This is a genomic window from Paenibacillus caseinilyticus, assembly GCF_027533645.1.
Classification (GTDB): domain Bacteria; phylum Bacillota; class Bacilli; order Paenibacillales; family NBRC-103111; genus Paenibacillus_G; species Paenibacillus_G caseinilyticus.
Map to the genome: position 1 here is coordinate 106,488 of NZ_JAQAGY010000015.1, position 23,093 is coordinate 129,580.

The following is a 23,093-nucleotide window of genomic DNA, read 5'->3' on the forward strand; positions in this document are numbered from 1 at the left end:
CTAAAGATACAACCCCGCGATAGTCGCCGACAATACGCTGACGAGCGTCGCGCCGTAGAGCAGGCGCAAACCGAAGCGGGCTACCACGTTCCCCTGCTTCTCATGCAGCCCCTTGACCGCTCCGGCGATGATGCCGATCGACGAGAAGTTCGCGAACGAGACGAGGAATACGGATACGATCCCTGTCGTACGGGCGGACAAGCCCTGTGCTTTGCCAAGGTCGAGCATCGCGACGAATTCGTTGGATACCATCTTCGTCGCCATGATGCTCCCCGCCGTCACGGCTTCCTTCCACGGCACACCCATGACGAAAGCGAACGGAGCGAAGAGATACCCGAGCATCTGCTGGAAGGAGATCCCGAAGATCCCTTGGAAAATGCCGTTAACCAGCGCGATGAGCGCCACGAAGCCGATCAGCATGGCCGCTACCACGATCGCTACCTTGAAGCCGTCGAGAATATACTCGCCGAGCATCTCGAAGAACGACTGCTTCTCTTCTTCCTGCACTTCGAGCAGGTCCTCTTCCCTCGACACCGTATACGGATTGAGGATCGAAGCGATGATGAAGCCGCCGAAGAGGTTAAGCACCAGCGCCGTCACCACGTATTTGGGATCGATCATCTGCATGTAGGCGCCGACGATCGACATGGATACCGTCGACATCGCCGAAGCGCAGAGCGTATACAGCCGGTGCTTCGGCAGCAGGCCCATCTGCTTCTTCACGGAGATGAAGACTTCGGACTGCCCCAGGATCGCGGAAGCGACCGCATTGTACGACTCGAGCTGGCCCATGCCGTTAATCTTGCTAAGTCCGAGGCCGATGTACTTGATGATGAAAGGCAGCACCTTCGTGTACTGCAGAATCCCGATGAGAGCGGAGATGAAGACGATCGGCAGGAGCACGTTCAGGAAGAACGGGCCTTGGCCTTCGTTGGCTATGCCGCCGAAGACAAAGTTGATCCCCTCTGCAGCGTAGGACAGCAGGTGTGTGAAAATCCCGGCGAAACCGCCGACCAGAAACTCACCGGCACTCGTATTCAGCAGGGCGAAGGCGAGCAGCGCCTGCAGCACCACCATCACGATCAGCGGACGGTAGCGGATGCCGCTGCGGTTGTTGGAGGCCGCATAGCTCATAGCAAAGACAACGAGAAGACCCAGAAGGGCGATGACAAATTTCATGTTATTTTCTCCCAATGATGTAATGGTTCATCCATAGTTCGCCGTCATCCGGCTCCATTGCCCGGGTTCGCTTTCCTGTGAAACCACCTTTAAGCGCTTACATAGTAGGCAAAAGAAGAGAACCCGGGCGGGAAGCTTCTTTTGAAAAGTGATATGGGACAGCCTCTTCTTTTGAAAATTCTTTAATGGAATACCTTCTGTTGGAAAGTCAGATCAGGCCTTCCAGTCCATGTCCTTGCCCCGGAAAGCGCCTGGAAGCAGCCGCTCCATCGTCCATTCTTCCGTATGTCCGTGCAGATTCGTCAGATAGATCTTCGTATCCGCTTCGCAGAATTCCGCAAGCACCTGGCGGCATGCGCCGCAAGGGGACACCGGTCCTTCCGTATCGGCCACGATGGCGATCTCCTCAATGCTGCGGTGGCCTTCGGATACCATCTTGAATACGGCCGTCCGCTCTGCGCAGTTCGTGAGTCCGTAGGAAGCGTTCTCCACGTTGCACCCGTGGAACACTTTCCCGCCGGCGAGCAGCGCCGCACCGACGCCGAACCCCGAATAAGGCGCATATGCCGCTCGTCTTGCTTCTATCGCTTCCTGTATCAACTGGTCTTTCACCCGGGTATGCCTCCTCAATAAGCTTGCTGGGAATGCTGTTAGTAGGACGACGAAGCTTGTCCGCCTTCCATAATCTTCACGCCGGAGCTCGCGCCGATCCGCGTAGCGCCCGCATCGACCATCTTCGTCATATCTTCGAGGCTGCGCACGCCGCCCGAAGCCTTCACGCCCGTCGCGGCACCGACCGTACGGCGCATGAGAGCGACGTCTTCCGGCGTCGCGCCGCCGGTCGAGAATCCCGTCGATGTCTTGACGAAGTCCGCTCCCGCCTTCACGGAAAGCTCGCACGCCCGGACTTTCTCTTCGTCTGTCAGCAGGCTGGTCTCGATGATGACTTTGACGAGCGCCTTGCCCTTCGCCGCCTCGACAACACCGCGGATATCCCGCTCCACGAGCTCGTTGTTCCCGTCCTTCAGTGCGCCGATGTTCACGACCATGTCCACTTCCGTCGCGCCGCCGGCGATCGCGTCGCCCGCTTCGAACGCTTTCACGGCCGGGGTATTCGCCCCCAGAGGGAAGCCGATGACCGTACACACCTTCACTTCCGTACCCGCCAGCTGTTCAGCCGCGTAAGCCACCCAAGTAGGATTGACGCAGACCGAAGCAAACTTGTATTTCTTCGCTTCCTCGATCAGCTTGAGGATCTCCGATTTCGTCGCATCCGCTTTCAACATCGTGTGGTCGATCATGCCGGCCAAATTCATATGGATTCGCTCCTTTGAGTTTCACTTTGGTTTATGGACCCATCATAGCACGCCCCTGCACATATGTAAATAAACACTTGAAATTTCGTTCATACCTTTGCGGACGAGGGACGCCTCTCTAGCGTCGTACCGAAACCGCATTTCTATTCATACGACAAACCCGTGTCCCGATTCCAGGACATATGTCCGAAAATAACAAAAAACCTGCCGCATCCTCTGCGGCAGGTCAAACTCTATTCGTTAAGCAGCGCTTGGGCTGTGAACTGGTCGGTCACCAGGATGTTGGCATACTTGCCTACGAGGGCCGCCCGGATCGCTTCGATCTTGCGCTGCCCTCCGGCGACGAGCACCGCCTTCTCCTTGCGCTGCAGGTCCTGCAGGTCGATCCCTACGGTACGGTCGTTGATCTCCTTGGAGCAGACGCGGCCTTCGCCGTCGAAGAACCGCGAGCAGATATCCCCGGCAGCCTCCTGCCTCAGCATCTGCTGTTCCTCCTCGCTGAAGTAGCCAAGCCGGAAGAGCAGCGCGTCTTCTTTCACGGTGCCTACCGTGAATACAGCGATATTGGCCTGCCGTCCGAGCTCGATAATCCGCTGGATATGCCGGTCCGCCTCCACCATCTGCTTCACCTCCGTATTGTCGAAGATGACCGGCAGCGGCAAATAACGGGGCATGGTGTGGAACGCTTCCGCGAACAGATTCACCGTTTCGGCCGCATAGGTGTTCACGTGGGAATGGCTCACGCCCCCTTTGAGCTGCACGACTTCGACGCCGCGCACCGACTTGGTCTGAAGCTGGAGGGCGATCGCATGCATGGTCGTCCCCCAAGTCACGCCGATGATATCCGAATCCTGCACCGTTTCGTGGAGATAATCCGCCGCCCGCTTGCTGATGTGCTTCTGGATCTCGCGGTATTCGTTCAGCGGTGAATAGCAGACATGAACGGTATCCAGCCCGTATTGGAGCTTGATCCTGTCGCCCATGCCGTCCAGATCCTCCAGCGGATCGACGATACTGATGCGCACATAGCCCTGGTCTTTGGCATACTGCAGCAGCCGGGACACGGTCGGCCGGGACACTCCCAGCCGGACGGCGATATCCTGCTGCCCGTAATCGGACAGATAGTACAGTCTGGCCGCTTCGATACTTAACCGCTGCTTCTCGTTATCCATTGCGTCAACCCACTTGTCTCGGAAAGTTATAATGAAAGCTTTGTCATCTCTCATTATACAGGATCTACTTTCGGATTTCGAGTAAATACAAGGCTTAATTTTCCGCTATAGCGATTTCGAAATGAACAAAAGGCGCACAAAAAGGATCCAATGCTCCAGATCGTTTGGGAATACTGCCGACATGCCACAATCCGTATACGACAAGATAAACGGCTGCGCCGTCCTTTAAGGACGATGCGCGATTATAAAATAGATAAGATTACAGAATCGAGCCCTGGTGAGATGATCAATTCTTAGATATCAAAAAAACATGGTGTCCCTGCGTCCCCCCTCCCGCCTCCCTGGTCCGCTCGTGCGGTGCCCGGAAGCGCCTTGGACTGGCGCGATGACAGCATGTTCTTACCCCCATTATAGGCCGATCCTATGCAGCTTAAACATACGCTGGAGAATATAGCAGGCCGCGCGGCCCGCTGCGGCCTCTCAAGCATCTTTATTGCCCCGCAGCGGGTCCAGCTGCTCCCTACAGCAGCAGCCCCACGAACTCCTCCCGGGTCACTGCACCGAAGTAATGCCCGAGATCGATCTCCTCGAGCACCTTGGAGATCGCCGATGCTTCGTACCTGACGCCGATCAGCTTCGCTTCGACCTCCTGCGCGTCGCCGGCACCGAAGAAGTCGCCATAGATGGCTGCGCCCCGGATCAAGCCTTCTGCCACATCCAGCCGTACATCGAAGGTGCCGGCCGCAAGCCTGGCCGCCTTGTGCAGATTGAATGCGGGCGAGAGGCCGTAATTCCAGTCCCAGCTCCGGTAACGCTCGGCCGCAAGACGGCGGACTCCCTCCCACTGCTCCTCCGTCAGCTTGTACTCCGCAGGCTCGGCCCCCGCGAAGATCGAACGGAGCAGATGCGCTCTGAAGGCTTCGACGGTCATCGGCTCATTCAAGAATTCGGATATATTCGCCACCCGGCTGCGGACCGACTTGACGCCTTTGGATTGAATCTTGAGCGGGTTGACCCTCAGGGCGGAGACGACACTCTCCATCTGCGAGTCGAACAGCAGCGTGCCGTGGGTGAACATGCGGCCCCGCGTGGCGAATTGGGCATTGCCCGAAATCTTGCGCTCGCCGACCTGGATGTCGTTGCGGCCGCTGAGCTCCGCCTGCACGCCAAGCTCATGGAGAGCCCGGATCACAGGTTCTGTGAACTTGCGGTAATTGTGGAACGAGGCCCCGTCATCCCGGGTGATGAAGCTGAAATTCAGGTTGCCGAGGTCATGGTACACCGCGCCTCCCCCGGACAGCCGGCGGACGACATGGATGCCCTTCTCCTCCACATACTCCCGGTTCACTTCTTCGGCTGTATTCTGGTTTTTGCCGATGATGATCGAAGGCTCGTTGATGTAGAAGAGAAGGTAATCGTTCTCCGGCGGCAGATGCCGCAGCGCGTACTCCTCTAGGGCCAAATTCTGTGCGGGATCGGTCACGCCCTGATTGTCGATGAACAGCATAGTCTGAGTCCTTTCGCCGGGATCCTGTGCAGGCCCGGTAGTAAGTTAGTGGTAGCTAGTGAGACTATCATATCACGATGCCGGCCGGAATGCAGACAGCGGCGGCCAGGCAGCGGGCGGGCTGCCGCGCGAACCGCCCGGCGAATGAACAGAACCACCCCCGGCCGGTCAGGCCAAGAGGTGGTTCATCTCTGCGGCGGCGCACCGCCGGCTAAGACAGCAGGCCGAAGGCTTCGGCCAACAGCCGGTAGGAGCGCAGCCGCGCCTCGACATCGTGCATGATCGTGACGATCATGAGCTCGCCCGTCCCATACCGCTCGCTGAATTCGAGCAGCTTCGCTTTGACTGTCGCCGCGGAGCCAATGATCATGCGGCTGCGGTTGCCCTCGATGCGGGAGCGGTCGTACGCCGAGTACGGATAGTTCGCCGCCGTCTCCGGCGAGGGGATACCCGGCCACTGGACGCCCTTCTCGAGGAACAGGAAGGAGAGATCCATGGAGGAGGCCAGCCGCTCCGCCTCCTCGTCCGTGTCCGCGCAGACTGTGAACACCGCAACGAGCGACTGGGGCCGGTCGCCTTCCGCCGCCGGGCGGAAGTGGTTCCGGTACCAGCGCATCGCCTCGGGCCCGCCGTAGCCGTTGATGAAGTGCGCATAGGCGAAGGCCGTCCCCTGCTCCGCCGCAAGCCGGGCGCTCTCGTCGCTAGAGCCGAGCAGCCAGACCGGCGGCGACGCAGGAATCACCGGCGACGCCTTCAAGCCCGCGAAGCGGTGCCCCTCCGGCAGCGCGTCGCGCAGGTAAGCCGTCAGGTCCGCCACCTGCTCGGGGTAGCGGTCGACGCCTGAGGCGCGGCCTTCCTGCAGCGCCTGCGTCGCCAGCGGCATGCCGCCCGGCGCCCGCCCGAGGCCGACGTCTATGCGCCCCGGATACAGCGCCTCGAGGAGCCGGAAGTTCTCAGCGACCTTATAGGCGCTGTAGTGCGGCAGCATGACGCCGCCGGAGCCGAGGCGGATGCGCGATGTGACCGCGGCCAGGTGCGAGATCAGCACCTCGGGGCTCGACCCCGCGAGGCTGCCGGCGGCATGATGCTCGGAGACCCAGAACCGGCGGTACCCGAGCCGCTCAGTCTCCTTCGCAAGCCGGGCCGTCTGCGCCAGCGTCTCGGCTGCCGTGCTGCCCTCCGGGATAGGTGATTGGTCCAACACGCTTAGTGTGATCATGCTCTCTGTCCTTTCCTCTGCCCGGCAGGGACTTCCTGCTGAGGCATGAATTCTTTACTTCTCCCCGATGCGGTTCCAGGACGTGACCGCTTCGATCGGCAGCCGTGTCGTCGGGTGACCGGGCTGCGCCGCTTTGCCGACCGCGATCAGCATCACGGTCACGTACGATTCCGGCACCCCGAAGGCCTCCCGGAAGAGCTGCGCATTGTAGCCGCCCATGGCCACCGTATCATAGCCGCGCGCCTTGGCCGACAGCATGAACTGCTGGGACACGAGTCCCCCGTCGACCAGCACAATGTCCTTGCGTCTTTCTTCCCCGATCTCCGCATACATCTTCAGGGCATTGCCGGCGAGCAGATTCTTCCGCTCTTCGTCCATATAGCCTGCTTCTACCGCGGATTCATAGATCGCGCCGGCGTTCAGGTAGGCATCCTTGTCGCCCATCACGGCAATCACCGCAGCGGCATCGATCACCTGCTGCTGGTTGAATGCGATCGGCAGCAGCTTCTCCTTCAGCGGCGCTTCGTCGATCACGAGAAAACGCCACGGCTGCAGGTTCGAGCTCGACGGAGCGAGCACCGCTTCCTGCAGTATCTCGGTCAATTCCTCCCGCGTGATCTTCACGCTTGGATCATAATGCCGGACCGAACGGCGCTCCCGCACCACGCTGTAATAGTCTCGAAGGGCCTTCTCTTTCGTCGTTTCCATAGTCATCTGTCCTCTCATCTCATTACTGAGTTTTTTATCGAGCTTTTTTACTGAGTGTTTTTTTGCACAGTATAGTGCAAGATAAACAGCTTCGCGGTCCTTTAAGGACGATGCGCGCTTATTAGAAATATAAGAGTACAGAATCGAATACGCTGCGCCTGCCCTCCGTCCAGTCCTGCATTGCCGCAGGGACGGATTATACTGTGTAAGTATATGCACAGTATAATCCGTCGCCGTATCCCTGTCAATCCCCTTCGGGCAGCAGCGTCTTCTCCGCCAGATCAGCTATCGTATACCGTCCGAGGACGGCGAGAATGCTCTGGTCGATCTCGGCCATCATGCCCGTGAACACTTCATTCATCCGCACGCCGAACGGCCGGTCGCCCGTGGATTCGAAGATCTCGTGATGCAGCGGTTCATCCTTCTGAAGAGCCGCCAGCACGTCCGCACAGGTGATGGATTCCGGCGGCCGCTTCAGCTTATATCCCCCGTCGCGGCCTTCCCGCGTCTCCAGAATGTTCTCCTGCACGAGCCTGGCCAGGATGCGCCGGATCAGCGTAGCTTCGGACTGCAAATGCTGCGCGATTTCGCCGCTCGGACAGCGGCTCGGGTACCTTGAGAGCACCGTTACAGCCTGCAGCGCCAGCCCGTAAGTCCGGAAATTGGAGGGACAGGTGTATTTTTCTTTCTTCATCATCTCTAGCTCCCTCCTGGGTGGTCTGTCTATGTGTGTGCATTGTAGCAGACCCGGCGCGCTTATACAAGAATCCGCGTTCCTCTTCTGCCCGATGGAGTTGTCCCAGGTGCCCAAAAAAAAGACGTCTCCCCACCTGCACCCCTCATGAGAGCAGACGGGAAGACGCGCACATCCATCCGGTATCCATAACGGGTCATGCCCGGGTGGCTTCCCGAGCCGTCAGCGGTTCGACTGCAATCTGCTGATTCTCTGCATAACCCCGTGGATTCGTCTATACAGCGTACGGTTCTCGTGGTGCCGGAACAGTTCATAGAACGGATTCGTATTGACCTCAATGATCCAGATCCGCTTGTTCGTGTCGATCGCAAAATCGATTCCGAGCCGGCGGCAGTGCTTGTGGCGGCTGCCGAACTGCCTCGCCGCCAGATAGCCCACGCGGCGCATCTCCGCGAAGACCCTATCGATCTGGCGAGGGGTGAAGCCTGCCCTGCGGAGCGACTCCCGGAAGCGGATCGCCTTGCCGCCGTGGTTATAGTTCGTCACGATTCTCGCGCCCGAGGCAACTTTCCCCATAATCCCCATGAACTGCCACTCCCGGCCCGGCCGCAGCATCATCAGCCGGTAATCGACCGGGTGGCCGCCGATATGCAGCAGCGGAATGCCCCGCTGGATGAGGAAAGCTCTCGAGCGGGCATGCCTCATAACGACGCCGGGCACCTGCCTGCCCGTTATCACCTGTACCCTTTGCTCCCGCCGGACCACATATCTGCCGCGCGCCCGGGGGCTGCGGGACAGCTTCATAATATGATTGCCGAACGAACCAAAGACCGGTTTGATATACAAGACCCGGTACCGTTTCATATACGTATTCAAAGTTTTCCGGCTGAGCAGGCTGGTCGGTGGGATATGCCGCCGGAGCCGCCGCTGGCCGATCAGTCCGAGATGTCTTATCCACTTGCTTCGAACATGCCACTGCCGCTTTCTGATCATACCGTCCCTTCATCCCCTCTGTTCTGGTTCAACCTGATAGTGGTGGACCCTTCTATATGAATATGCTCCGGAAGGTTACTAGGAGTGGATGTTTTGTCCGGTTCATATACACTATTTGTGAGGATGGCTCTGGGAGCAGCCTGGGGGTGAACGGGGCACGGAGTATGGAGCAGGACCGTGTGCTGGACGAAGCACGCATGTGGAACGGAGAAATACACCGGTTCTTCACATAGAAGGCACCGGAGGGAGTCCGGTGCCTTCGCTTGCTGCATGCTGCGCTGAAGTCATGTCTTCAAGGCTCCGCTGGGCACATACCTCTCTGGAGAGATGATTCCCGGAGTGCCTCTTCCTTCTTATCTGCTGCGGACGCCCCAGACCGCGGTGCCGTTGTCCGACAGCGCCGTGAAGGCCAGCGCTTGCCGGCCGGCAGCTTCATCCCACCCTGCGGCGAAGACGCCGTGGTAGACCGTACCATCCAGCGTCAGTTCCACTTGGCCGCCCTCGCTCACGCTATAACGGCCGGCAGCGGCGCCGGTGATCCGGCCGTCCCCGGCCAGCCCGATGACGGTGGAGGTCTTGACCTCAGCGGAGATGTCCTTGCCATGGTTGACCAGCTGGTAGGATCCGGCCGCACTCCGCGCAGACACCTTCGTCACGGCGCCTGCCGCACTCCCTGGACCGCCTGCATATCGCAGCGGCGAAACGACCGGCCAGCCCTGCGAATTCATATACATCTCGTGCACCCGGATCTCATGATGCTCGCCCCGGTTCGGGAAGCGGGAGTGGAAGATGAGGAAGGACCTGCCCGTCTGTTCGTCGTAATAAGCCGAGTTGTGGCCTGGCGACACATAGCCCGTCCCCTGTTCTTCCCCCTAACCGGCGGAATCCCGCCCGAACACATGATTGCCCATCAGCTTGACGCCGTACGGCTCGATGGACCGGTCATCGAACAGCGGCAGCGCCGGATCCGCCTGGACCCGGATCATGCCGTTTCCTTCTGCATCCGTATACGGACCATCGGGTGTCCGGGAACGAGCGGCACGGATATTGTAGCCCCCGTCCGCATCCAGTCCCCCATACGAGAGGAACAGATAATAGTAATCCGTCTCCGGGATGTACTGGATGTAAGGACCTTCGATCCGGGAGTGATTGCCTCCGAGCAGCTTCTTCCCGTAGCCCTGGCCCGGCAGCGGCCTGCCTGTCGCCGGGTCCATGCCCAGGATGAAGATCCCCCCGGAGTAGGAGCCGTACACCATCCACAGCTTGCCCTCCTTATCGAAGAACACATCCGGATCAACCACATTCGGATGAATCTTCGCATCGTAGACCGTGCCGTCCTCGCTGGGCTCGCCCCACATGCCCGACTTCAGGAGAATTCCCTGGTCCTTGTATGGGCCTTCGATCCGGTCCGCAACCGCTACGCCGAGCGCGGACCTCGGGGAATCGCCCTTGCAGGCATTATAATACATGTAGAATTTGCCGTCCCCGAGCTGGATGACATCCGCTGCCCAGAGCGTATTCGTCTGCGCCCATTCGAGCGCTTCCTTCAATTCTTCCTTGACGTTCGGGATCAGCGGGTTGCCGTCCGTAACGCCGGCGGCGACGAGATCCCAGCCCACAAGGTCCTTCGTCTTCGCTACAGCCAGATGGGAGCCGAAGACGTAGAAAGTGTCCCCCGCCTTAATGATAGAAGGATCATGTACGGATGCATTCTTGAATACCGGAGCTGCAATGTTCATCGCTTCCTGTCCTGTCCCCCCATTCTGGTTATGCTCCTTCTGCTGAAGGGCGCTGTTGTACTGATAGCTGTCCGCCCTAACCGCCGTGTACAAAACGGCAGCCCCCAGCAGGGCCGGAATCAGTGCTTTGACCGCTGTCTTGGTGTTCATCTTGTGTCGTGTCTCCTTCGCCTGCCAAGTGTCGGCCTTTACTTAGAATGATGGCCCGGCGGGCAGGCCCGCCAGGCTTAGGAATCGGTTGTATAAAATTCCGCTTGCGGTATGCTTCGGCCCGTTAAGCCTTCTCCACGAGCTCGATGATCGCCACGCAAGCGGCAGGCAGGTTGACGCGCAGCCCCTTCTCCGTAAGCGACACTTCCTTGAACTCGCGCGGAGCAACCTTCGCCGGCTCCTGGAACGTGTTGTGGTCGTGAATGTCGCCGCTGGCGAGCACACGGCCGGAGGCCAGCTCGAAGGCGCCTTCGAGTCCGCGCAGCTCGAGATTCAGGTCCGCCGAAGCGTTCGGATCCAGATTGCAGAGGGACACGTGAATGCGGCCGTCTTTCTTCGAAGCGGACACGGTCACCTGCGGCAAGGTTACGCCGTTGTTCTCATATGCGCCGAACTCGCCGTGAATCGCCAAGTGCTCGGCATCCTGGTGCACCTTGAACATCTCCATGACATGGTAGGTCGGCGTCAGGAGCATCTGGCTGCCTTCGGTCAGGATGACCGCCTGAAGCACGTTCACCATCTGGGCCAGGTTCGCCATATGCACCCGGTCGCAATGCTTGTGGAACACGTGCAGGTGGATGCCGGCTACGAGTGCGTCGCGCATCGTGTTCTGCTGGTACAGGAAGCCCGGATTCGTGCCCGGCTCGACGAGGAACCAAGTGCCCCACTCGTCGACGATCAGGCCGACGCGCTTCTGCGGGTCATAGCGGTCCATAATCGTGCTGTGGCGGGTGATGAGCTCATCCATACGCAGCGACTTCTGCATCGTCTCGAACCAGTCGTTCTCATCGAAAGTCAGCGCCGGCTTCTTCTCTTCCCAGGAGCCCGGGATCGTGTAGTTGTGCAGGCTGAGGCCGTCCATTAGCGGAGCGGCTTCACGCATGAGCACCTCTGTCCAGCGGTAGTCGTCCACGTTCGCGCCGCCGGCGATCTTGTACAGCTTGTTGTCGCCGTACTGGCGGACATACGTCTGGTAACGGCGGTACAGGTCCGCGTAGTATTCCGGCTTCATGTTGCCGCCGCAGCCCCAGTTCTCGTTGCCGACGCCGAAGTACTTCAGCTTCCAAGGCTTATCCTTGCCGTTCTTCTTGCGCCGGTTCGCCATCGGGGACTCGCCGTCGAAGGTCATGTACTCGACCCACTCGGACATCTCCTGCACGGAACCGCTGCCCACGTTGCCGCAGATGTACGGCTCGGTCTCGAGCAGCTCGCACAGCTGGAAGAACTCATGCGTGCCGAAGTGGTTGTTCTCGACCACGCCGCCCCAGTGCGTGTTGATCATGCGCTTGCGGGTTTCGCGCGGGCCTACGCCGTCTTCCCAGTGGTACTCGTCGGCGAAGCAGCCGCCCGGCCAGCGCAGGTTCGGAATATTCAGCTTCTTCAGCGCCTCGACGACGTCGTTGCGGATGCCCTTCGTGTTCGGGATCGGGGACTCTTCTCCGACCCAGAGTCCTTCATAGATGCAGCGGCCGAGGTGCTCCGCGAAGTGTCCATAAATATGACGGGAAATCGTCCCTTGGGACCAGTCGGCGTGGATAACAACCTTGTGTGACATGTTGGTTTCTCTCTCCTCTATATGTAAGTGGGGGGCCGGCAGGTGCGCCGGTTACCCCTTGATACCGGTAAGGGCAATCCCTTCGATGAAATAGCGCTGGGCGAAGGCGAACAGGATCAGCGTCGGAATCAGGGCGACGACGGAGCCCGCCATAATCAGCGTCCACTCGGATGCGTAATAGGATGTAAATGATGCGAGCTCCATCTGCAGCGTATACTTCTCCGGCGAGTTCAGGTAGATCAGCGGACCAAGGTAATCGTTGTATCCCGCGTTGTAGGACAAGATCGCCTGGGTGATCAGCGCCGGCTTGCTCAGCGGCAGGATAATCTTCAGGAATACGCCTAGCGGATTGAGTCCGTCGATCTTGGCCGCATCCTCGAGTTCATCGGGCAGCTGCTTAATGAACTGGCGCAGGAAGAAGATGACCATCGGGGCGCCGAACATACCGGGAATCATCAGCGGCTTCCAGGAGTCGGTCCAGCCGAAGTTCTTGAACATGATGAACGCCGGGATCATCATGACCGCAGCGGGAATCATCAGCGAGACGACCAGCACCATGAAGAGCCTATCCCGGCCCGGGAAGCGGAGCTTCGCGAACGCATAGCCCGCGAGAGCACATACGAACAGGCCGATCACAATCGTCGGGAGGATGATCATCATCGTGTTGAAGAAGCCCCGGATCATATGGGCGTCTTCGAAGATCGTACGGTAGTTCTCCCACATGATGTCCTCCGGGATCCACTGGGGCGGATACGAGAACACGGCCCCTTTGTCCTTGAGGGAGGTCGATAGCATCCACAGGAACGGGATCGCCATGAACAGTCCGCCGATCGACATCAGAATATAGACGACCGTCTTATTCAGAATTTCGGCGTAATTGGTGCTGCGCTTGGCAGCGGATGAAGTAGTCAATGCCCTCTGCCTCCCTCTTAGTTATAGTGAACCCAGCGCTTCGACAGCAGGAAGTTCAGGAGAATGATGACCATAATGATGATGCCGATGAACCAGGAGATCGCGGAAGCATAGCCCATCTCGTTGTACTCGAAGGCTGTCGTATAGAGATAATACACGATCGTCGTCGTCGAGAAATTCGGGCCCCCGCCGGTCATGAGTACGAAGCGCGGGAAATCCTGGAGAGCTGCGATCAGCGAGGTGACCAGGATGAAGAAGGTGATCGGCGAGATGCCCGGCACGGTAATGTGCACGAACTTCTTCCAGGCCCCCGCCCCGTCCATCGTGGCCGCTTCGTACAGGGAGGTCGGCACGTTGCCCAGCGCCGCCAGGTACATGATGATCGAGATGCCGAGCCCGCCCCATACGCCTTGGAAGATCATCGCCGGCATGGCCCAATTCTCGTCCGTGAGCCAGGCCGGACCCTGAATGCCAAGAAGGCTCAGGAAGTAGTTCAGCAGACCGTAGTCCGAGTTGAAGATCCACTGCCAGATCAGCGTCATCGCAACGATCGAGCAGATCGTCGGAAGGAAGAAGAGCATCCGGAACACATTCTTGCCCCTCAGATTCTGGTTCAGCATAATGGCGATGAGCAGCGAGACCACCATGCCGATCGGTACGCCGAGTGCCGCATAGAACGTGTTCCAGAGCGTCTTCCATACGAGCGGATCCTCGAACAGGGCTCGCTTGTAATTCTCCGTCCCTACGAACTCCGGAGGCGTACTGAAGTCAAAGATGGTGAAGCTGTAATACAAGGAAGTGAGCAGCGGGTAGAGCAGAAATACGGCAAGACCGATGAACGGAGGGGCGATGAAGAGATAGCCCCACCATTTCTCGCTGGCATACAGCGATCTTTTTTTAGCGGCACGCGTTCCTGCCGCCGTTAACGGATTAGCGTTCATTGCAGTATGGACCTCCTATCCAATCCGAAGTCTCTTATCTCATGCGGCATGTCTTTTCAAATCATACGGCTCTTATTTGAAGATCTCGGGATTGCCGTCCTTGATCTCTTTGTCGATGACAGGCTTCATCTTGTCGAGGAAGGTTTGGGCGGATTCCGTACCGATCCAGAACTCCGCGAGCTTCTGGTTGAACGTGTCGGACCACTTCGGATTCGGCAGGTACGTCCACGGACCGGCGAGCTGGTTCTCCGCCGCTTTCACGAAGACGGAGGCATGCTCCGGCTTCTGGCCCGGCTGCAGGAATACATCGGTAGACGACATCGACTTGAAGTTCGGGATGGAGAAGCCGAGCTCGGTCATCTTCGTCTGGCCTTCCTTGCCGGCGAACCATTCGACCAGCTTGTAGGATTCATCCGGATGCTTCGTCTTCGCATTGACGCCCAGACCTACGGAACCGGACCAGCCGTTCACCCAAGAGCCTGTGGCCGACGGGATCGGAGCCACGTCCCAGTCGAACTTCAGCTTGCGGTAGGTCGGCACCTGCCAGCGGCCGGCCGTGATCGTCGCGAGCTTCCCGGCTTCGAACATCTGTCCGTCATTCATCGACTGCAGGGCGCGGGCATCCGGCACGACCTTGTGCACGTTGATCAGATCGTAGGCGAACTGCATCGCCTTCGCGCCTTCCGGCTGGTTCAGCGTGAACTCCTTGCGGTCCTTGCTCAGCACATCGCCCTTGTTCGACCAGACGAAGCCTTCCCACCAGCTCGGGCCCGAGCCGTAGATGTCCGTTTTGCCGTCGCCGTTCTCGTCGATCGTCAGCTTCTTCCACATCGCGAGCGCATCTTCCCAGGACATCGGCTTATCGGCGCTTGGATACGGGACGTTATACTTGTCGAACAGCGCTTTGTTGTAGTACATCACGGACGGCCCGATATCCTTCGGCAGCGCATACAGCGCCCCTTTGCCGGGGACGGTCCCGTCAAAACGGTATCGGTTGAGGCCGGTCTCCCACATGTCGCTGAGGTCCAGCTTGCCGCTCTTCTTGATCATCTCGTCAATATTCAAGAAAGCTCCCTGCTTCACCCAGCGCGGGAAATCCCCGTCTGTCGTGAAGATGACATCGGGCGCTTTGCCCCCGGCAATCATCGTGTTGAGCTTCACCGAGTAGTCGCTCGGAATGTGCTGGAATTTCACCTTGATGTTCGGATTGGCCTTCTCGAAGTCTTGGAGTACGCTTTCAAAAACTTTACGTTCGTCCGGCGCCCCCCAGGAGGACACGGAAATTTCGACCTTCCCGGAAGTGGAGCCTTCCGCCGCCGCGCCTTCCTTCGGCGCGCTGCCGCCAGAACATCCTGTCAATCCAATCGCCCCCGTAAGCGCCAGTAGGGTCAATGCCTTTGTGTTCATGAATAAATGACCTCCTTGATATGGATACCTCAACAAAACAGAAAACGCTTTCTTGCATGATTCCTCATCGCTGCTGCAAAGCAAAGCTCCGTGGCTGGGAGTAATGGTTATGTAAGCGATAACAATGAGGCCAGTCGGATTAGCTTCTCACACTGCTTTCCCTGAAGTCGTTCACAATGTTATAAACTACTTCACAACAACGTTTATCTATTCACATCATAAAAAGGATGCTCCCCTATGTCAACATTTTTTTGTAAAGTGTTTTATGTTTATATAAATATATTTGCCTGAATATATAATTTTCGACGGAATGTAAACCCTCCTTGCTAAATGTCAAATAAGTAAGGTATAGTAAAACGTAAATGAATAACCAACCGGAAGAGGTACCATGGAGAAAATCGTATCGGAAAGCAACCTCCCCCTATTCGAAGCGCTGGCCAGCAACGTCCGGATCAAAATTCTCGAGCTGCTCGGCCAGCAGCCTATGATCATGAAAGACCTGGCCTCCGCGCTCGGTCTGAGCAATTCCATCATTACAATGCACGTCAAGAAGCTCGAGCGGGCCGATCTGGTCCGCACGGAGATGATTCCCGGCAAAGGAGCTTCGCAGAAGCTCTGTACGCTGGTAGCCGAGCGGATCGAGCTGGTCTTCCCGAGCAAGGGGCTCATCCCCCGCAATTTTCACGTATCGAACATCCCGATCGGGCATTTTACCGATTTCGACGTGAAGCCGACCTGCGGTCTCGCCTCGAAGTACAAGGTGATCGGAGGCGGATTCGACGATCCGCGCTATTTTCTGGATAACGAACGCGTCGACGCCAAGATCCTCTGGTTCTCTCAAGGACATGTTACTTACAAAATCGCGAACTACCTGCTTCCGGACGAGGAGCCCGAAGAGCTCGAAATCTCAATGGAGCTCGCCTCCGAAGCCCCGCTGTCCAATGAACACTGGCCGTCGGACATTTCCTTCCTCTTCAACGGCGTAGACATCGGCAAGTGGACGAGTCCCGGCGACTTCGGCGGTACCCGCGGCAAGCATACGCCCGAGTGGTGGGACATCAATATGAACCAGTACGGGCTTCTCGTGCATATCCGGATTAATGCGGACGGCACCTTCATCGAAGGAACGCGGGTGTCCGACTATACGATCCGCGACATCCACATCCGCAAGCTCCAGTGGGACTTCACCCTCTCCGTCAAGGAGGATGCGAAGCATCTGGGCGGCCTGACGATCTACGGTACCGGCTTCGGCAACTATTACCAGGACATCGTCTTCAAGCTGACCTACCTCAGCCAGCGCAAGGAATCGGTCTAACGATTCCTGCGCTGCACAGCGTAATGGCAGCCAACACCGGCGCGAATAAAGGCACGTACACTTGCTCCATACAAAATCCATACAAATAGAACCCCCTGCGCTTCTAAGAAGCCGCTGGGGGTTCTATTGTGCTTGCGCCCTGTCGTAGTCGAGACTACTGCCCGATTCTGGCCTGCAGCAGGGCGGTCAGCTGCTCGCCGGCATTCTTGCCGCCGTTCATGCCCTGCCCGCCGCCGCCCTTGGCGGGACGCCCGTCCGCTGTTCCGTCCGGCTTCGCCGCGCCATCCGCTGCCGGCGCCTTCCCGTCAGTGGATGCCTTCCCGCTGCCCGAAGCCGTGCCGCTGCCGGATGTCCCTGCGCTGCCGTCCGGCTTCTCCTGCGGCGCAGTGCCGCCGTCGGCCGCTCCTGCCCCGCCGTCCGCCGGCCGGTTCCGGCCGCCGCCCTGCCGCTGGCTTGCGGCCTTGTCTAGGAACGCCTTCTGCTCCGCCGTCAGCGCCCCGGTCAGCTTCGCCTTATTCTCCTCTGTCAGCTCGGAAGCGCTGATGCTGCTCTGTACGACAGGCAGCATGGCCTCCGCCTGCTCCTTCGTGAGGGACAGCCCTTCTTGCCCGTCGAGCTGGATCAGCGCCCTGAAGGTCGACATCATAGCGAACGCCTTATCATTCATGGCCGGCCGGCCTGCAGCCGCGGTATCCTTGGAAGTACCGGCCGCATCCTTCGTTTGCCCCGCAGCGGTGCTCCCCGCCTCCGCTGCTCCTTGTACGCCGCTTGCCGGCGCCGTTTCCTGTTTCGTGCCGCAGCCTGCGGCCAGCACGGCCAGCAGGACGAGAGATCCGATCATCGCTTTACTTCTATTGCTTGTTTTCATACGTTTCATCCTTTGTCTATATGGGATTGGTTTCTCTACCTCCTCCAGCATAAGCCTCGAAGCTAAACCGTACCTGAATCTTGCCTGAATCCAGGCTGAAGATGTACTGAAAGTTCGCTGAATGCCCCTCAATCGAGAATCCCGCCCCCAAGCACCAGACGGTATTCCAGATGCTTGCCGCGGATCGTATCGATGCGTACCCCTCCGGTTTCCTTCGAAGCCGAATGGATGACTTTGCCGTTCCCGAGATAGATGCCCATGTGCGAGATCGGCTTCTGCGCGGGAGTCAGCCTGACGTAATCGGAGGCCCGGGTGCCGTGGAACTTCGTGAAGAAGAGCAGGTCCCCGCGGCGCGCCTGCCCGAGCAGCGTATATTTGCGTTTGGCAAATGCCTTGACATAAGCAGCCTGGCTTCTCGAATCCCAGGGAAGATCCATACCGAGCGCATACAAGAAGACCCAGCGGGTAAAGCTCGAGCAGTCGAAGGTGGAAGGATCGGTCCGGTCCGCCCCATAGACATAAGGCGTTCCCATATACGACTTCGCAGCCTTGATCACATTCTCGACATAACGGCCGCCGATCGGTACGACCGATGGGTTCGGGACTCTGCGCACAAGCGGGAATCCGTTCGGATCCAGCAAGGGGGCCCCGAAGGGAAGCACGCCGCTCCCCGGTGGCCTCTCTTGCTTCACATCGAAGCGCTCCTCCACGCCCAGGTCTCCGAGCTGAAGCTCCTTATCCCGCTGCAGAAGCGCCCCGTCCGACATGCGCCGGTCGGTGACCTTCTCGTCCGCTCCCCCGGCCTCTTCCCTTACACTTTGAATCCCGCTCTGCGGCGCATGGGAGCAGCCTGTAAACAAGATGCATCCGCACAGCAGACCGAGCACTCTAGAATTCATTCGCATGTATTGACCAGACCTCTCTTCATTGGATCATCCTTCACTGGAGCTGTTGGCACATCATCCCTGTCCAACCAAAGTCTGAATGGTTATAGGATGGGAAGCCTGGCCCTTTTTTATGACGAAGATGCCGCATTCCTCTCCCCTCTGCACACCAAAAACCCCCTGTGTAACGGCTGCTTGCCGTTACACAGGGGGCTTCCTCATCATCACGCGAACCTGATCCGCGCAGATCGTCCGTACCGGGAGGGCTGCCCACTCCTCACCGGCTGTGCGGCCGCCGGCTTAGAAGCCGTCAAGGCCTTGTCTCTTCATCTCTTCAGCCACGATGCGGGCCAGTTCAGCGGCGCCGCTGCGGTTCGGATGCAGCGTGTCGCCCGTCATGTACAGCGCCAGCGTAGCCTCGGGCCCGATCGAGGTGAAGTAAGCGGAGCTGAGCACATTCAGGTCCACGAGCGGCACCTGCTCTTCCTGTGCCAGGGCTACTGTGGAATGCCGGTACCAGCGGTTCTCGGCATTATGCACGCCAGCCGAGTTGAAGTCGGTGGCGCGTCCCTGAGGGGTGGATAAGATCACAGTCGCACGCTTGGCCTTCACCTGGCGGACCATCTCCCTCATGTATTCCTTGAACTGGGCTTCGGTCGTCGTGTTCTTCGGGTTCGTATCGTTAATGCCGAGCTGCAGGATGAAGTAATCCCCCGGCTTAATATACTTCAAGACCGCCTCCATCTGGCCGTCATTCAGGAAACCCCGCGCAATCTGGCCGCCCGAAGCCATGTTACGGATCTGAAATTGCTCCGTATCCGCATACTTCGGAAGCAGTTGTCCCCAGCCGGCTTGGACGCTGCTCTCCAGCGGATAGTAATTGCACACCGTGGAGTCGCCGCCGATATAGATAGTCTGGTTCGTCACCGGCCGGCTCGAGAGCTTCTTGATCTCAAGGGCGCTCAGCGTGAAAGCCGCCCCCACCTTCCCTTCCGTTACGAGCAGATTCAACTGGCCGTCCGTAACCGGAATCTGGAACTTGTCCTCCGCCCCGTTCCCCGTCAGATTGATGAGCTGGAAGACCCCTTCCGCCGCTACGCTGGATCTTGTCGTATCCCCCAGCTTCACGCTGACCTCATAGAGCCCTTTGGGCAGATCCACATTGAACGTATTCGTACTCTTCGTGCCATATGTAACGAATTGGACCGAATCACTGCCCGCGCCGCTGCCGGAGGCCGCAACATTCTTCATGTTCTCCGGCGTGTTGAAGCCGTACCCTTTTTTCTTCGAATACTTGTCCGAGGCGCTGACCCCGATGTACCCCTGTTCTACCCCTCCATTGCCAAAATCAAACCGGTACCGGTCTTTGGCCGCCTCCGCTTGCCCTCCTCCGACCGAGCCGAGCAGCACGCCAGCCCCCAGAACCATACACAGCACTTTCGAGATGAAGCTTTTTCTCACGATTTCTCCTCCTTTGGATATGACGCAAATGTACGTGGAATGGCGAATGAACCGAAACCTAATCTGCTGTAGGGCCTGAATGCTTCACACTTGACCCGCGACGGGCGACCCAGGAAGGCGATTAGGAATCATATACGTGTGTAAGACATTTTATGGAAGCGTATACATTAAATTAAGCTCTCGTCCATCCTTACCCCTATATATTCTCTGCTCCTCCTCTCTTGGCACAGGCACCTGGGCAGCATGCCCCTCTCTCCAGTTAAATCATAGGATATTTCCCATATTCCGAGAAAGCGAAAATTCAGTGTTCTCTGTTCAAATATCCGGTATAAGAGCTGTCTGCGGGGGCGGTGCAGAGACCGAACCATAAAATGTATACTTTAGGATAATTACCAAGAAGGGGTACCCCGCGGTATATTGTTATTGCAGCTGCTACTTGTTAAATTCCAGGAGGTACTTGAAATGAAAACATCGAAATGGAAAACCGCATTACTGTCCGTTACTATCGCAGGCGCCGCATTGCTCGCCCTGAACCCTGCTTCATCCGCCTTGGCCCAAAGAAATGATGATGTCGAAGGGGGCGGCGGCGGTGGAGGCGGCGGCTATACTCCTCCGACAACCACTACGTCCCAATCCACCGCTACTACGATTCCTTCCCTCACCCAGGATGCTTCCTGGATGAGCTCGAACGGCGGCCGCTATATGTACACCAAGGCGACCCTGCAGCGCTCCGGCCCTCTTGCAGGCAAGCTCGATGCTACCACGCGGACCAAGAACAGCGTCAAATTCACCGGATTCACCGGCGGCGTCTTCATCCTGCTGCGCAACGCCGACAACGCCGTCATCGGGGTCACCGAGCAGCACAAATACGGCGTAGACGGCACATGGCTCGGCCGGTATGACCGCACCGACTATTGGACGCATAACTTTGCTCCGGAAGTGGCGGCCGACACTACATCGCTCGAGATCATCCAGCAGCACAGCGCCAAGGATCTCGATGACCAGCTCGCCTCTTGGCACCAAAGCGCTTGCGAGAACTCCAAGCTGTACGGATACCCGCTGCCGATCGGCTGTAACTAAGCGCACGTTCTCTTTTGAAGGCTCTCCGAAGCGGAAGCCGTTGTCTTCTCTCTCATATGAAGAGGCTGCCTGCCGGCAGCCTCTATTTTTCATTCGCGAGTCCCAGGTAAGCGCTCAGGCCCCAGATAATCGAGCCCAAGCCCCTCGCAGGTTCCTGCGATGCGGGGATAAGTCCCAGGCAAGCGCTCAAGCCCCGGCTAATCGAGCCCAAGCCCCTCGCAGGTTCCTGCGATGTAGGGACAAGTCCCAGGTACGCGCTCAAGCCCCGGCTAATCGAGCCCAAGCTCTTCGCGGGTTTCCTGCGATGCAGGGACAAGTCCCAGGTACGCGCTCAAGCCCCGGCTAATCGAGCCCAAGCTCTTCGCGGGTTTCCTGCGATGCGGGCAGCCGGTCTTCTTCATCGATGGCGAAGCCCGTTCTTTCGTGCGCCTCGGTATCCTCGTACATCGTCTCTTCGTTCCCGTCCGTCTCGATATCCAATTTCTCGTAAGGCATACGGTTCCCTCCTTTCTTCGACAGAAGCTTAGGATTCGCCAGGAATATCCAATCTATTCGAACCTCCGGAGCCGCCCGGCTTGCGACGCATGTTCATGCCGTCATTGTTGTTATATAATAAGGGGATGCCCCGCCCTTCCTTTCCAAGCGGGGAGAAATAGACTGGTAGGAGAACGTGCTCATGAACATTACCGAAATTGCGATGAATTTGATTGACGAAGATACGGATCAGCCCAGATATCAGTTCAACGAAGAGGCGCTGCGGGAGCTCATGGAGAGCATCGAAGAGCTCGGTCTGCTGTCCCCGATCAAGGTAAGAACGACGCCGGACGGGCGGTACAAAATCATCTATGGCAACCGCCGCTACAAGGCTTGTCAAATGCTGAACCGTCAAGCCATCCCGTGTATCGTCTCGACCGTCACGGACGAAATGGAAATTTATCTGGAGCAGATCGCGGAGAACCTGACCCGCGAAGGCTTCTCTCCGATCGAAGAAGCGGAAGCGTTCCATAAGCTGCTTCATGATTCGAAGTTCAAAAGCTCGACCAAATACTTATCGAACAAACTCGGCAAACCGGAATCTTACATCAAAAATAAATGTGAACTGCTCAAATTCGGCAAAGCCGTCAAAAAGCTGATCGTCGGCGGCACCGAGATCCGCAAAGACCAGCTCACCGAAGAGCAGCTGCTTCCGCTGAAGGATCTGCCGATGGAATACCGGGACACGCTGGCCCTTACCGTCGCGAAGGACGAGATGCCCGTCAGCGACGTCAAGAAGATCGCCAAGCTCTTCAAGTCCAAGGACATTACCGAGAATACGAAGAGCAAGCTTCTGTACAAAAGCGGCCCGGGGCTGATCGAAACGTGGTCGGTCCATGAGCACAATAAAGCGGAGCGGGCCAAGGCGGCAGAGCAGAAGGCTATAGAAAAAGCCGCTGCGGAGCAAAAGGTTGCCGAAGATAAAGCCGCGGCACAGGCCGCGCAGAAGGCCGCTTCGGCTATGCCGAGCGAAGCGGCGATACAGCCTGCTGCTGCCGCGCTTGAGGCGGCAACCCCGCCGGCCGCCGCCGCACTCGAGCTGGCTGCCGCTTTGGCCGCGCCGCTGCAGCCGGCAGGGATCGCCGCCCCGGCTGAGCAGCCGGCGGACGGCCTGCTGGCGAATGCCGGGCTGCTTGTGACGGCTGCCCCTGCCGCACAGCCGGGGCTCTCTCCCATCGAGGCCCAGCTGCAGCGGGTACTCGCTTCCATGCCCCAGACCGCCCCGCTCCGCGCGGACCTGGTCAGGTCGCTTGGCACCTTGACACCGGCGGAGCGCGACCGCGTCCTCTCCGGCATCGACCGCCTGATCGAGCAGCTCGATACGCAGCTCGACGAGTGGATGAAGGTCCGGGAGCAGGCCAAGGAAGTAGTTTGAGTCGGTTTGTATAATGTAAAGTTT

Annotated in this window: 20 protein-coding genes and 1 pseudogene; 3 read left to right on the plus strand and 18 right to left on the minus strand. The window is 58.3% G+C overall.

Going from position 1 to position 23,093, the window contains the following annotated elements; genetic code table 11:
- The 14 genes and pseudogenes from O9H32_RS20985 to O9H32_RS21050 all read right to left on the minus strand — a co-directional run bounded on the left by O9H32_RS20985 (position 1) and on the right by O9H32_RS21050 (position 15,552).
- Positions 1-1,179, minus strand: coding sequence for a NupC/NupG family nucleoside CNT transporter (locus tag O9H32_RS20985; RefSeq protein WP_269868087.1), 1,179 nt, complete (start codon positions 1,177-1,179; stop codon positions 1-3).
- Between the two features lie 213 nt (positions 1,180-1,392).
- Positions 1,393-1,791 carry a cytidine deaminase gene (locus O9H32_RS20990; protein WP_269868088.1) on the minus strand — a complete coding sequence of 133 codons (399 nt, stop codon included), beginning with the start codon at positions 1,789-1,791 and terminating at the stop codon, positions 1,393-1,395.
- A 38-nt stretch (positions 1,792-1,829) separates the two neighbouring features.
- Complete coding sequence (gene deoC / locus O9H32_RS20995) at positions 1,830-2,495, minus strand: deoxyribose-phosphate aldolase (protein ID WP_269868089.1); 666 nt, start codon at positions 2,493-2,495, stop codon at positions 1,830-1,832.
- 233 nt (positions 2,496-2,728) lie between these two features.
- Positions 2,729-3,667, minus strand: coding sequence for a sugar-binding transcriptional regulator (locus tag O9H32_RS21000; protein ID WP_269868090.1), 939 nt, complete (start codon positions 3,665-3,667; stop codon positions 2,729-2,731).
- Positions 3,668-4,187: 520 nt separating this feature from the next.
- A complete protein-coding gene (locus tag O9H32_RS21005; protein WP_269868091.1) occupies positions 4,188-5,174 on the minus strand; it encodes a lipoate--protein ligase in 987 nt (328 codons plus the stop codon).
- Between the two features lie 211 nt (positions 5,175-5,385).
- A complete protein-coding gene (locus O9H32_RS21010) occupies positions 5,386-6,393 on the minus strand; it encodes an LLM class flavin-dependent oxidoreductase (protein ID WP_269868092.1) in 1,008 nt (335 codons plus the stop codon).
- Between the two features lie 54 nt (positions 6,394-6,447).
- Positions 6,448-7,101 carry a nitroreductase family protein gene (locus tag O9H32_RS21015; protein WP_269868093.1) on the minus strand — a complete coding sequence of 218 codons (654 nt, stop codon included), beginning with the start codon at positions 7,099-7,101 and terminating at the stop codon, positions 6,448-6,450.
- A 244-nt stretch (positions 7,102-7,345) separates the two neighbouring features.
- Positions 7,346-7,795, minus strand: a complete 450-nt coding sequence (locus O9H32_RS21020) for an RrF2 family transcriptional regulator (protein ID WP_269868153.1) — start codon at positions 7,793-7,795, stop codon at positions 7,346-7,348.
- Positions 7,796-8,017: 222 nt separating this feature from the next.
- Positions 8,018-8,788: a YheC/YheD family protein gene (locus O9H32_RS21025; protein ID WP_269868094.1), complete on the minus strand. Its 771-nt coding sequence runs from the start codon at positions 8,786-8,788 to the stop codon at positions 8,018-8,020.
- Positions 8,789-9,156: 368 nt separating this feature from the next.
- Positions 9,157-10,677, minus strand: a pseudogene (locus O9H32_RS21030) (glycoside hydrolase family 43 protein); the annotation flags it as partial.
- Positions 10,678-10,801: 124 nt separating this feature from the next.
- Positions 10,802-12,292, minus strand: coding sequence for an alpha-N-arabinofuranosidase (locus O9H32_RS21035; RefSeq protein ID WP_269868095.1), 1,491 nt, complete (start codon positions 12,290-12,292; stop codon positions 10,802-10,804).
- Between the two features lie 51 nt (positions 12,293-12,343).
- Positions 12,344-13,204 carry a carbohydrate ABC transporter permease gene (locus O9H32_RS21040; protein WP_269868096.1) on the minus strand — a complete coding sequence of 287 codons (861 nt, stop codon included), beginning with the start codon at positions 13,202-13,204 and terminating at the stop codon, positions 12,344-12,346.
- 17 nt (positions 13,205-13,221) lie between these two features.
- Positions 13,222-14,145 carry a carbohydrate ABC transporter permease gene (locus O9H32_RS21045; RefSeq protein ID WP_269868097.1) on the minus strand — a complete coding sequence of 308 codons (924 nt, stop codon included), beginning with the start codon at positions 14,143-14,145 and terminating at the stop codon, positions 13,222-13,224.
- Between the two features lie 72 nt (positions 14,146-14,217).
- Positions 14,218-15,552 carry an ABC transporter substrate-binding protein gene (locus tag O9H32_RS21050; RefSeq protein ID WP_269868098.1) on the minus strand — a complete coding sequence of 445 codons (1,335 nt, stop codon included), beginning with the start codon at positions 15,550-15,552 and terminating at the stop codon, positions 14,218-14,220.
- Between the two features lie 388 nt (positions 15,553-15,940).
- On the opposite strand from O9H32_RS21050, the gene O9H32_RS21055 reads away from it, so the two are divergent.
- Positions 15,941-16,867, plus strand: a complete 927-nt coding sequence (locus tag O9H32_RS21055; protein WP_269868099.1) for an ArsR/SmtB family transcription factor — start codon at positions 15,941-15,943, stop codon at positions 16,865-16,867.
- Positions 16,868-17,021: 154 nt separating this feature from the next.
- Here O9H32_RS21055 and O9H32_RS21060 read toward each other — a convergent pair whose 3' ends face one another.
- The 3 genes from O9H32_RS21060 to O9H32_RS21070 all read right to left on the minus strand — a co-directional run bounded on the left by O9H32_RS21060 (position 17,022) and on the right by O9H32_RS21070 (position 20,047).
- Positions 17,022-17,735 carry a hypothetical protein gene (locus O9H32_RS21060; protein WP_269868100.1) on the minus strand — a complete coding sequence of 238 codons (714 nt, stop codon included), beginning with the start codon at positions 17,733-17,735 and terminating at the stop codon, positions 17,022-17,024.
- Positions 17,736-17,863: 128 nt separating this feature from the next.
- On the minus strand, positions 17,864-18,634 hold the full coding sequence (locus tag O9H32_RS21065; protein WP_269868101.1) for a C40 family peptidase: 771 nt from the start codon (positions 18,632-18,634) through the stop codon (positions 17,864-17,866).
- A gap of 285 nt (positions 18,635-18,919) precedes the next feature.
- Positions 18,920-20,047: a rhamnogalacturonan acetylesterase gene (locus O9H32_RS21070; protein ID WP_269868154.1), complete on the minus strand. Its 1,128-nt coding sequence runs from the start codon at positions 20,045-20,047 to the stop codon at positions 18,920-18,922.
- Positions 20,048-20,542: 495 nt separating this feature from the next.
- Here O9H32_RS21070 and O9H32_RS21075 point away from each other — a divergent pair, with 495 nt between their 5' ends.
- Positions 20,543-21,160, plus strand: coding sequence for a hypothetical protein (locus O9H32_RS21075; RefSeq protein WP_269868102.1), 618 nt, complete (start codon positions 20,543-20,545; stop codon positions 21,158-21,160).
- A 342-nt stretch (positions 21,161-21,502) separates the two neighbouring features.
- Here O9H32_RS21075 and O9H32_RS21080 read toward each other — a convergent pair whose 3' ends face one another.
- The gene (locus O9H32_RS21080) at positions 21,503-21,655 is read right to left on the minus strand and encodes a hypothetical protein (protein WP_269868103.1); all 153 of its coding nucleotides are present in this window, start codon (positions 21,653-21,655) and stop codon (positions 21,503-21,505) included.
- Positions 21,656-21,836: 181 nt separating this feature from the next.
- Between O9H32_RS21080 and O9H32_RS21085 the strand changes: the two genes are divergently transcribed.
- The gene (locus tag O9H32_RS21085; protein ID WP_269868104.1) at positions 21,837-23,069 is read left to right on the plus strand and encodes a ParB/RepB/Spo0J family partition protein; all 1,233 of its coding nucleotides are present in this window, start codon (positions 21,837-21,839) and stop codon (positions 23,067-23,069) included.
- Positions 23,070-23,093 lie beyond the last annotated feature (24 nt).